This window comes from Zooshikella harenae (genome assembly GCF_018837975.1).
Lineage (GTDB): Bacteria > Pseudomonadota > Gammaproteobacteria > Pseudomonadales > Zooshikellaceae > Zooshikella > Zooshikella harenae.
Genome location: NZ_JAGSOY010000102.1, coordinates 1 through 11,840 on the forward strand (window position 1 = coordinate 1; position 11,840 = coordinate 11,840).

The following is an 11,840-nucleotide window of genomic DNA, read 5'->3' on the forward strand; positions in this document are numbered from 1 at the left end:
GGTACAAAAAGAAGAACAAAGGCAAAATGCCTATCTTTTTACATCATTAACTAAAGAGCCTACGACATTAGCACAGCATATCGATTTACAAGGGCTGAATATACAGCAAAGTAAGCGGATAAATTTAGCGTTAGCCGCAGATATGTGGGGCAAACAAGCAGATAAAAACTTAAATATCAAACTTTTTTTTAATGACGCTAAAGGCTTTGCGGCATTAAGAAAAAATGATCAGTATGCTTATTTTTTTCGAGGTGATGAATATTATCGGTTTGACTTTAATAAGGATCAAGTGGATGAAGGGTATCCTGCCGATATTGCCAGTAACTGGCCTGGACTAGACCAATTTGAGGGAGGCGCAAGGGATATTGATGCAGTCGTAAATTGGGGAAATGGAAAGGTCTATTTTTTTAAGAGTGATGAATATATTCGTTATGATTTAAAAAAAGATCAGGCTGATAGTGGTTATCCATTGAAAATAAAAGATCATTGGTCAGGATTGGACAAGTTCTCAGGAGGCGCTAACAATATTGATGCTGTTATTAACTGGGGAAATGGCATTACATATTTTTTTAAGGGGGATGAATATATTCGTTTTAATATGACATCAGATCGAGCAGCTGATGGTTATCCCATGTTTATTTCTGACTGGACATGGTCTGGCTTACAAGTTTGGCCTGATCGGATTGATGCGGCTGTAAGACGTAATAGTATAAAATCGTACTTGTTTAAAGGGGGTTATTATCTAAGATTTGACCATGTTTTAAATAAAACAGATGATGGTTTTCCTAAAGCTATTAGTGAATCTTCATGGCCGGGCATGGGTCAGTGGTATCAATCAAAGCTTAATGTGGCGCTTTCCATGGACTCGTACCAGAGCAATACTCGCCGTTTTTTAACACACACTACGTTACCCAATAAGGTTGAGAGTATTGATGTGCATATCAATTTTTCTGGTCAGCAGCAGTATGTGGATAATCTTAGTTTGATTCTACGGAATTAGTTTACTATTTAAGAATGAATAGCAGTAAGCATAATGCAGTAACATCACATCGTAATTCACCTTTGCTTATCAGAGGTCATCTTGACGTTGTATTACTGCCTGATGACTTTTCACTCTTACCGGCCCAGCGCCACTTTTTGTGGCTGTTGGGACATGAATTAGCTGGTCAGGTAGTGTGGATCAAAAATCGTGGTGAAGCTGAACGTTGGCCTCAAGATCGTACTGTAGGGCTTGTTTGTTTGACCCCTGAGCATGTGCAATGGGCTAATACCCATCGTTTTGTTGCGATTCCATTTTTACGACAACGCATGTCTGCTTTTCCTTTTTGTGCTGAATCTCATCAACAGGCATTAATAACTCCCCTGCCAAAATCGGTGTTGCCGCGTATTTTGGTGCTGGGTCCTGAATCTTCGGGTAAATCGACGCTGGTTGATTACTTGAAAAGTACACTTGGCCGTCAAATGAAACTCACTATCGTGCCTGAGTATATTCGTGATTACTACAATATGTTGGGTCATATAGAACTGGACTACGAGCAGGTGGCTGTATCAGGCTTGGTTCAGTATGCGTTAGAAAAATTATTTTTTTCGTTTCAGCCCTCTGAGCTACACGTTGTGGATACTAATTGTGCTACAACCTGTTTTTGGAGCCAGATTCTTTATGGACAGTATCCTGAGTGGTTGTGGCAGTGTGCGCTAGGGCAAAACTATATATTGTGCAGTGTATTAAGACCTGATTTACCCTGGCAACCAGACCCTCAGCGTTGTCAGCCGAAACAAGCTGATAGAGAGCATTTTTTTTACCAATGCCTTGATTATGCGCGGCAAGTGAGCAGTAAAGTCTTGGTTTTAGAAGGGCAGGGAGAGTCCCGCTATGCTTCGTTTATGACTGAAATCTCTAAGTTGGTTAATGTTAAACGCACATCTTAATAGGGAAAAGGTTTATAAACAGTGCGGCATTGAGTAGAATCCGTTCTCATTTATGCCCTTAGCTTTGGGTCAATGATGGTTCGATTTCCAGTAAAATGGCAGCCTGTTTATGTTAAATAATGATGCTCTGCAACAGCTCAAGCAGCTCAAGCAGCAATTAAAATCCCAAAAAGAAATTTTCAACGCTACAGTCAAAGACTCTGGCGCAAAGTCTGGTCAGGTAATTTTGGACGATGGCCGCCAGATATTTCTTCCTCAAGAAGAAATGCAGAAGGTGTTTCCTCATGACCGTATAAAAGTGACACTTTGTGTCGATAGCAAAGGACAAGACTTTGCTGAGATTGAAGAGCTGATTGACTCGTCGTTAAGTGAGTTTACTGGACAAATTATTGGTCGTGGTAAAGCCGTTTTCGTTGAGCCTGATGTAGGCCGTTTATCCCGCTGGATCTTTATTCCTCCCCATAAGTTATCGGGTGCAAAAGCGGGTGATTTCGTTCGTTGTCGAATCACTCAACACCCTATTAATTCAGGAAAGCCTAAGGCTGAAGTTGTCAGCATCATTGGTCACCCTGATCAGCCTTATATTGAACATAACTATATTATTGACAAGCATGGGCTTGATTTAGCTTGGCCTGAGGCTGTGCAAGCTGAAGTTGAAGCGATAGAAGCGCAAGCTGAAGCGTTAATCAGCAGTGCTGATCGTAAAGACATGACTGACTTGCCCTGGTTGACGATTGATGCGGAATCCACTCAAGATATGGATGATGCATTGTTTGCTGAAGCACTGGCTGAGGGTGGTTGGTTGCTAAGAGTGGCAATTGCTGACCCCGCGTTTTGGATAAATCCAGAATCTGCATTAGATGTTGAAGCACGTAAGCGCAGTACTTCTGTTTATTTACCCAAACAAACAATCCCGATGTTGCCTGAGTCTCTCTCTCATAATTGGTGCTCATTAGTTCCAGGTGAGACGCGACTGGCAATAGTCTGTGAGATGAAAGTAAGCGAGCAGGGTGAAGTTGTTTCCAGTGAGCTTTACCAGGCTAAAGTACGCTCTCAAGCGAAGTTGTCTTATGATGCGGTGAGTAATTACTTAGACGGTGTTGAAGAGAATAGTGTAGCGGCTGCAAACCCTGAAATATTGCCTGTAATTGATAGCCTGCAGCAGGTTCAGGGTGCGTTGAGCGCTTATCGGGAGCAGCACGCTGTATGCTTTGAAAACCGTCCTGATTATTATTTTGAGCTGGATGAGCATGGTAAAATTGCGGCTATTCATCGCCAACATAGAAGTACCGCCAACCGGCTTGTTGAAGCATGTATGATCGCAGCCAATTGCGCTGCTGCTGAGTTTCTTGCTGAAAAAACGTCTAAGGCTATTTATATTTCTCACAGTGGTGTGCGAAGTGATCGCTTAGACGATGTCAAAAAATTAGTCGCTGAGTTATTGCCTGACTTTGACACAGAAGCTTTGAGTAAGCCTGAGGGCTATCGTCAGCTAATTCACAGCCTAAATAATACATCAGTTGATGTGCCATTGCGTACAATTGTGAGCCGACAGTTAGAGCGTAGCTTGTTTTCACTTGAGCCTGGCTTCCACAGTGGAATGGGATTTGAACGTTATACGACATTTACTTCACCTATTCGCAAATATAACGATTTGGTATTGCATCGCATTATTATCGCTTTGCTTGAAGAGCAGTCCATACCTGAGGTTGCAGTGAGTCTGCTGGATGAGTTACAAGCCGGACAGCAAAAAGCACGTTTTTCTGCAAATGAAGTAGAGCAGTGGTTAAAATGCCAGTTTATGGAAGACAAGGTAGAGCAAACGTTTACTGCAACTGTCGTACAGGTTAATCCATTTGGTGTGCTGGCGCGGTTGGATGACTTTGGAATAGACGGATTTGTTGATCTACGTCGTAAAGAGCCAAAATTTGCTTATGATCCATTGTACCAGCAGACAAGTAATGGCGAGCAGCAATTCATGCTGGACCAGTCAATAGAGGTTAAAGTATCTGCTGTGGATATGAAGCGTCGAAACTTAAAATTGACGCTTGTCTCCTAGCTATCTATTTACGGACAATGTAGCGTTTAGCGCTCTGTAGAACAAAAAAAGCCGGCTTATTGCTGGCTTTTTTTTGGATAATAAGTGTTTAATGTGACTTGCTTCTTAATTATCCAAAGTAGAGATAATTTTTAACTGTAAAGTTCAAGTGCCTTCTTACTTAAGGTGGGCCGTCCTTTCTTGATTTTTATTGATGTAGGAAGCTCCCCATTCCAGTAAGGCATAATGTTATCGATAATATTTTCCAGCGTCATTGGCCAGGGGGTTTCAAGGGTTTCACATGGGCAGAATATTGCCTCCAATGCGTCAAATAAGGCGCTTGGAGATGTATTGCAGTCACTTAAGTCAAACTCTTCAGTTAGCGTTAGCTTACTGAATTCTTGGCTGTAAAAGTGTTTGACGGTTTGAAATACTATTTCTCTTACAAAGGCTCGGTTATCAGAATGACAACCTGGCAGTATTTCCCGGCAGATATTCATAACGGGCTCCTCTGCGCGACAATCACCTTTTTGGGCGAGCATATCAATCAATGTTTTTTGTTGTAAAACAATTTATCTAAGGCGCTCGATTTTATGTGACATCTGTAGTGAAATTCAATGTGAAAAACTGCATAATTCTTTCCATTATACGACTTGGCATATAGGGTAAGAATAAAACAAGCCTTTTATGCATAACAAGCCAACGTGAAATCAACATTTTCATTGGCCGTGAGTGATGCGAATAGGCTAGTTTAACACTAGGTGGCTTAGCCTAAATTTACCCTTGCTCTGACTTTCCTACCTGATAAATAACAGCATAAATCATGCCTGTTCAGCCTGACTTGTATGGCGAGAAGGGTTATGACAATGACTAACATGCTGAAGCATGTTGTTAGACAATGTTAAGCCCCCCTTTCACAAGCGCTTGCAATTACGTATATCTAAATTTATGGCATGCTTGTATTGCAGGATTATGTTGATATTACTGAGTTTTTGGGAGGAGCGGCGAAGTGTTCTACTGTGTAGTGATAGGCTTTGAGCGTGTCAGACCAATAGTCAAAAGGTAGCCCTGCTTTTTCTTTCAAATGTTGTAAAAAAGTTTGCCGATCAGGTAATTGTTGCCAAACCTGGGGTAAAAAAGTTGCCCGGCGGCCATTGTCTTCGATTGTAAGACCATCAATCATTGGTCTTAGCTGTCGTAACAGGTCATCTTCAGAAATAAATTGCATTAGCTTCTGTGGGGATAGCACTGAAATTTCAATTGTTAGCAGTGGTAGCTCTGCTGAGCTGATATTTACAAAGCGAAAATCATGAAAAGCACTGGCATAAGCGTTATGAGCAACTTCAATGACTAAAGGGCGAGAAGGGGCTAATGAACCAATGCAGCCGCGCAGCTGGTGTTTTCGCAGTAAAGTTACAAAAGCGCTGCGAATAGCTTGAAGTGGTTCAGGATATTGAGCTTCATCAACCGGTATTTCATGGTGATGTTGCAGACCATACTCAATGCTCTGAAAAGCAAGATCAAGCAGTAATTCTTGATGGTAGGGGCTAATGGAGGACATAAGCGCCGTATCCTACAACAGCATCTGTTGAGCCAGCAGTATCACCTGAGTTACGTAAATCAACAGAGGTAGCTGTTAAGTGGTGTTGTTCAGCACATAATAGTGCGCCATTAAGAGGAAAGCAGCCACATGCTTGTTCACCATTGAGGTTATGGTTAAGTTTAAGAATCTTGTGAGTGGTTTCCGTGTCAAGTTGTTTAGCCGTCATGTAGTCATGGTAATGGCTGAGATCAGAGCTAATCACAAAGAGCGTTTCAGGTCCTCCCCATAGTGTATTGATGACATTAGCAACTTGATCAGCACTGGCTAAGCCAACAACCATTGGTACTAGTGTAAAATGATCTAGCGTAAGCTGTAAAAAGGGCAGTTGAACTTCAAGGGAGTGTTCATATCGGTGAGCTTGGTCTGTAGTAATAACCCCTGCACAGTTTGATATGGCCTCAACGGCTGTTTGATCAATAGGAATAACACCTAATGGTGTTTTAAAAGCTTCACTTTCAGATAAAGCGAGCCCCTGGAAAGCAAACCGATGTGAAGGCCCCAATAAAATGACCCGCTGATAAATGTCTGCAAAAGGCTTTAAGCGCTGATAGGCTGATGCAGCAATGGGACCAGAATAAATATAACCTGCATGTGGGACAATAATCATTTTCGGAGGAGAAGATTCAGCCTTACACGCTGCAGCTTCAGCCAGCATTTCGTGAATACTGTGCTGTAAATGTTCTGCTTGAGCAGGGTAAAACATTCCCGCCACAGCAGGTTCTCGGATAGACATGGCACCCTCCTCAGCTGGCGGTAAGCTCGTTCCCCACAATAATGATTGGGTTAGGTATAAGTACTGAGTGATGACGTAACCAAACCATATAGTGCTACGAGTATATACTTATAATTATAGTCAGCATTATAGCCTCGCTAGTTTGCGTTTGGATTAAATCCAAAGGAGGTGAGTGATGGCGGAGTCATCATCATCAGTAACTCAGGAAACGGTTACTACTCAGTATTGGCATGAACTGGAAGATGGACGTATTCAGTGTGATCTTTGTCCCAGAAACTGTCGTGTAAGAGAAGGACAGCGAGGGTTATGTTTTGTCAGAGCCTGTGAAGACCACCAGATTAAGCTGGTTAGTTATGGGCGTTCTAGTGGTTTTTGTGTCGACCCTATTGAAAAAAAGCCACTCAATCACTTTTTACCTGGTACACCTGTTTTATCGTTTGGTACAGCAGGTTGTAATCTGGCCTGTAAGTTTTGCCAGAACTGGGATATGAGTAAATCCCGTGAAATGGATACGTTAGCGGATAGTGCATCTCCACGCCAGCTGGCCCAGGCTGCGAAGCGTCTAGGGTGTCGAAGTATCGCTTATACCTACAATGATCCTGTGATCTTCATGGAGTATGCACTAGATGTCGCAGCAGCTTGCCGGGAAGAAGGGATACATTCTGTTGCAGTTACGGCAGGTTATATTTGCCCTGAGCCACGAGTCTCTTTCTTTGCTGCAATGGATGCCGCAAATGTTGATTTAAAAGGTTTTACCGAACGATTTTATAAAAAAATCTGTGGGGCTGCGTTGGCACCTGTGCTGGAAACACTGGAGTACCTTTACCATGATACAGATGTATGGTTTGAAATAACCACGCTATTGATTCCAGATGAAAATGATAGTGACGCTGAGTTACAGGAAATGACACAGTGGGTAATTGAGCATTTAGGACCTGATGTGCCTATGCATTTCACTGCATTTCATCCTGACTGGAAAATGCTGGATAAACCTAGAACGCCAGCAGCAACCCTTACCCGCGCAAGAGCTATCGCAATGCAAAATGGTATTCGTTATGCCTACACCGGGAATGTTCACGATTTACAGGGTAGCAGTACTTATTGCCATAAATGTGGTGAGTGTTTGATAGAGCGTGACTGGTATCAACTGGGTGAGTGGCGACTTGATACTACAGGGCATTGCTTACGCTGTGGTACTCCACTTCCCGGTAAGTTTGATGCTCAGCCTGGGGGTTGGGGGGCGATGCGCCAACCTGTTCGCTTAAAAGCAAGCTAAGCCTGTAAATTTTCGCAAGAAGTGAATATTACAGGCAAGGTTGGTTAAACGATTAAAGGTCATGCATGCGCAGCATTGATAAGACAAAGCGCTTTTTGCGTTGTTTTTCTTGCATTAATAAATTCTCAAGTGCTTCTTTGGCTGCAGTTGACTTGCAATGATTGGCTAACTGTTCATAAAGGCTGATGAGGCGATCATCAAGTTCAAGCGCAATACGCATAACCTGCTCTTCATTTAGGTCTGGAGACGGTGGCTGCTCCAGTTTAAGGAGTAAAGGGTCATCCTGAATGTCTTGAAACCAGGCATTTAGCACGCCATAGGGGGCGTCTTTCTCGTACTGTAACAGTTCATTACTGATGTGACTTTCGTGTTCAGCCAAGTAGTCGAGAATCAGTTTGACTCGCTGCTGCAAAGCATTATCACTAAGTTGGGCGTAATATTTTCCCATTTGTTTATGGGCATTTATAAGATAATCGAGTACATCTTTTAGCTGTTTAAACCGCATAGTAGTTAACTCCACATCAATCCCTGAATCTATTTAGCGTTGACGCTATTGGGTAATTTAATAGGTCTTCGTGAAGTTTTTCTCGTTTTAAGTCAAACCATTGTCATATTGCATTGAGGCTTGAACCTTATTCAATGTCTCTTGTAACTATAGTGCAAAACATCGCTTGCTTGTTGCTGTAATAGGGGATTTTCGCTAGGGTGCTTGCTCCTGAAAAAGAGCAGGAAAGATCATCCAGTAGTTTAAAGCATGACATTAAGGCTGGGTCTCGTCATGTTTTTATTAAGAGGAGTAGTTGATGAGGCTGTGGAGCTGGCTGGCATTCATAAGTAGTGTGTGCGTTGGACAACTTAACATGGTTATGGCGAGTGGGGCCGTTAACCCATCTGAACAGAGCTCAGCTCAAAAAACGTCAATACAGCAGAATGCGCTAAAAAACGTAAATAACACACAATGGATTCGGTATGCTCAAGTATCTCCGGATGGTAAGACCATTGCTTTTAGTGCCTATGGTGATATTTATACAGTAGAGATTGAAGGTGGTGTTGCTCAGCCACTAACGGTTACTGATAGTTATGAATTTCATCCAATTTGGTCAGAAGATAGTCAGACATTAGCATTTGCTTCTGATCGTACGGGTAACTTTGATATTTATGTTATGGCTGTAGGGGGTGGTTCTGCAAAACGACTTACTTTTCACAGCGCAGATGATATTCCTACTGATTTTATTCGTAATGGGAAAACCATTTTATTTAATTCTGCTCGGTTAGATGATCCTGAAAGTGCACAGTATCCCAGTACCAGGTTTCCAGAGCTTTATCAAGTGAGTGCCAATGGTGGAATGCCTAAACAATTATTGACGGTACCTGCGCTCGAAGCACGGATGGATAATACTGGGCAGCGAATGTTGTATGTTGATAAAAAGAGTGCAGAAAATCCATGGCGCAAACATCAGCGTTCGGCAGCAACACGTGATATTTGGCTGAAAACGGGTGAAACTCAACAGCAACTGACACAGTTTGATGGAAATGATATTACGCCATTATGGGACGTTGATCAGCAAGGTATGCTTTATCTCAGTGAGTCGAGTGGCACGTTTAATGTCTGGCGTAAAACATTTAATGATTCAGCTCCTCAGCAAGTTACCTTTCATAAAACACATCCGGTACGTTTTTTATCCCAGGATAAGGTAGGTAACCTTGTTTACACATGGCATGGACAACTTTTTCGTTTAGCTAAGGGAGAAAAATTGCCTAAAGCGATTGATGTACAGTTTCGTAATGATCGAGGTGACAGTAAGTCCCAGCCTGGCATTCATCATGTGACAGAGTATGCACCATCGCCGAATGGTCGAGAAGTTGCCTTTATTATGCGAGGTGATATTTATGTTACTTCACTCGACTATCCTACGATAAAGCGCATTACTGATACACCAGAAGAAGAGCAAGGTTTAAGTTTTTCACCCGATGGAAAAACACTGGCTTATGCCAGTGAGCGCCAAGGTAGCTGGAATATATATCAGGTCACCAAACAGCAGACGAATGAAGCATTCTTTTTTAGCAGCACCGTTTTACAAGAGAAAGCCGTGTTGGATACTGAAGATGACTTAATGCAGCCAGCATTTTCACCTGATGGAAAATACCTTGCTTTGCTATGCAATCGTAATGAAGTAAAACTCTACAATTTACAAACCAAAAAATTGCGGACGTTATTGCCCCCAAATTATTCATACTCATATGAAGACGGAGATATGTGGTTTCAGTGGTCTCCTGATAGCCTGTGGTTGGCTTATCATTATGATGATAAGCGTTGGATGAAAGAGGTTGGTTTAATCAAAGCCGATGGAAAACAGCCTCCGATCAATTTAAGTCTTTCTGGCTATGCTGATACTAATCCAATGTGGGCGATGCATGGAAACGCTGTCATTTGGCAAACAGCAAAGTATGGTCGTCGTAACCACGGCAGCTGGGGGGCTGACATGGATATGATGGGGGTCTTCTTAAATCAAAAGGCATTGAATGCGTTTGCAAAATCGGATGAAGATCGAGAGTTAGCATTACAGGAAGCCGAGGCTGAAGAGGAGAATGATAAATCTGCTGATCAGCAACAAGAAAAAAATAGTGAAGAAGAGCAGCAGCAATTAGAACGTATCCATGTAGAAAGAGATGGCCTGGATACCAGAATTCGCCGTTTGACACTGCACTCTTCTGAGCTGGCAGGTGGCTATTTAACTAATGATGGATCCAAACTGTATTACTTAAGTCGTTTTGAAGATGGCTTTGATTTATGGGTGCATGAGTTTGAAAATGAAAGTACCTATAAATTTATTGATTTAAATGCACATGATGTTGTGTTTACAGTGTTACCCAATGAAGAACAGGCTATTGGGCTATTAGATGGCCAGCTATTTCAAATAGACTTAGTCAACGGACGACCTACTCCTATTGATACCGTTGTTGATATTACGACGCAGCCTGATGTTGAGTACCAGTATTTGTTTGATCATATTTGGCAGTTAATGAAAACCAAGTTTTACCGCAAGGATATGCATGGCGTTGACTGGGATTTTTATTACCAAGCCTATCAATCAAAGCTGGTGAGTATAAATAATGGGCGTGACTTTAGTGAGCTTGTCAGTGAAATGCTGGGAGAGCTAAATGCATCTCATACGGGCAGTAGCTATCATAGCCCTCAGCGAGGGGAACAAACGGGTTCGCTTGGCGTGTACTGGGAGTGGGATGATTCAGCTCAAGGCTTACGAATAACCGATGTCTTACCCAATAACCCCTTTGTGTTGGCTGACCAGCCAATCCAGATAGGTGACCTGATTGTTGCTATTAATGGTCGAACATTAACTAAAAATCAAAACCCTTATGCCTTGTTGAATCGCCAGGTTGGCAAACGGGTGTTAATTGAGTGGCGACCTAAAGCGAATGATAAAAAATACAACCGCAGAACTAAATCATTACCAAAGACACGACAACGCGTCATTAGGCCAATGACGCTCGGTGATGAAGAATATTTAGCTTATCGACGCTGGGTAAAGCGACAACGTGAACAAGTGGAAAAACATTCATCAGGACAAATAGGTTATATCCATATTCAACGTATGAATGATGCAAGTTTTCGCGATACTTATGCTGAAATATTAGGAAGACAGCAGTCACGTAAAGCGATGGTGATTGATACACGTTATAATTTGGGAGGCTGGCTACACGATGACTTGGCCATGTTATTTTCTGGGCAGCGCTATTTAGAGTTTGTCCCTCGTGGTCGTGTAGTGGGCTCTGATGCACATCGTCGTTGGCAGAAGCCCTCAATTGTTGTCATGAATGAAGCGAATTACTCAGATGCGCATATTTTTCCTTATGTCTATAAAGAGCTGGGTCTTGGCCAGTTGGTGGGTAGACCTGTGCCAGGAACAGGAACCGCTGTGTGGTGGAAAACGCTTTATACAGAAGACATTATTTTTGGCATACCACAGGTTGGTGTGAGAGGCATTGATGGACAATTGTTGGAAAACCAGGAATTACGTCCTGATTATCCTGTAGCTAATGACCCAGATCAACTTGTTAAAGGGGTTGATCAGCAGTTGTTAAAAGCTGTGGATGTCTTACTGGAGACTAGCAAACAATAGGGGCATTTTTACACATAGTAAATAGGAATTGGTTCTTTAATTGTTTGTTAATTGTTTCGTTTTATTTTGTGAGGAGAGTAGGATGCTCTCTTCACTATCCTGCCAAAGTATTTTTTTCA

9 protein-coding genes are annotated in these 11,840 nt (G+C 42.3%); 5 read left to right on the top strand and 4 right to left on the bottom strand.

The window, feature by feature from the left end:
- The 3 genes from KCG35_RS22130 to KCG35_RS22140 form a co-directional block, all read left to right on the top strand.
- Nucleotides 1-1,000: hemopexin repeat-containing protein (locus KCG35_RS22130; protein WP_230409321.1), on the top strand; the 1,000-nt coding region annotated here is incomplete at its 5' end.
- Between the two features lie 14 nt (nucleotides 1,001-1,014).
- Nucleotides 1,015-1,929 carry an AAA family ATPase gene (locus tag KCG35_RS22135; RefSeq protein ID WP_215822039.1) on the top strand — a complete coding sequence of 305 codons (915 nt, stop codon included), beginning with the start codon at nucleotides 1,015-1,017 and terminating at the stop codon, nucleotides 1,927-1,929.
- Nucleotides 1,930-2,038: 109 nt separating this feature from the next.
- Nucleotides 2,039-3,988 (top strand): ribonuclease R family protein, encoded by a 1,950-nt coding sequence (locus KCG35_RS22140; protein ID WP_215822040.1) that lies wholly within the window; start codon nucleotides 2,039-2,041, stop codon nucleotides 3,986-3,988.
- Nucleotides 3,989-4,119: 131 nt separating this feature from the next.
- Here the strand turns inward: KCG35_RS22140 and KCG35_RS22145 are convergent, their stop codons facing one another.
- The 3 genes from KCG35_RS22145 to amrB all read right to left on the bottom strand — a co-directional run bounded on the left by KCG35_RS22145 (nucleotide 4,120) and on the right by amrB (nucleotide 6,303).
- Entirely contained in the window at nucleotides 4,120-4,467 is a 348-nt protein-coding gene (locus KCG35_RS22145; protein ID WP_215822041.1) for a hypothetical protein, read from the bottom strand.
- Nucleotides 4,468-4,937: 470 nt separating this feature from the next.
- Nucleotides 4,938-5,528, bottom strand: coding sequence for an AmmeMemoRadiSam system protein A (gene amrA / locus KCG35_RS22150; protein ID WP_215822042.1), 591 nt, complete (start codon nucleotides 5,526-5,528; stop codon nucleotides 4,938-4,940).
- The gene (amrB, locus tag KCG35_RS22155) at nucleotides 5,515-6,303 is read right to left on the bottom strand and encodes an AmmeMemoRadiSam system protein B (RefSeq protein ID WP_215822043.1); all 789 of its coding nucleotides are present in this window, start codon (nucleotides 6,301-6,303) and stop codon (nucleotides 5,515-5,517) included. The genes amrA and amrB overlap by 14 nt, the downstream gene beginning before the upstream one ends.
- A 175-nt stretch (nucleotides 6,304-6,478) precedes the next feature.
- Between amrB and amrS the strand changes: the two genes are divergently transcribed.
- A complete protein-coding gene (amrS, locus tag KCG35_RS22160; RefSeq protein WP_215822044.1) occupies nucleotides 6,479-7,579 on the top strand; it encodes an AmmeMemoRadiSam system radical SAM enzyme in 1,101 nt (366 codons plus the stop codon).
- A gap of 52 nt (nucleotides 7,580-7,631) precedes the next feature.
- On the opposite strand, the gene KCG35_RS22165 is transcribed toward amrS, so the two are convergent.
- Nucleotides 7,632-8,084, bottom strand: a complete 453-nt coding sequence (locus KCG35_RS22165; RefSeq protein WP_215822045.1) for a ferritin family protein — start codon at nucleotides 8,082-8,084, stop codon at nucleotides 7,632-7,634.
- Nucleotides 8,085-8,382: 298 nt separating this feature from the next.
- On the opposite strand from KCG35_RS22165, the gene KCG35_RS22170 reads away from it, so the two are divergent.
- Nucleotides 8,383-11,721, top strand: coding sequence for a S41 family peptidase (locus KCG35_RS22170; protein WP_215822046.1), 3,339 nt, complete (start codon nucleotides 8,383-8,385; stop codon nucleotides 11,719-11,721).
- Nucleotides 11,722-11,840: the final 119 nt, after the last annotated feature.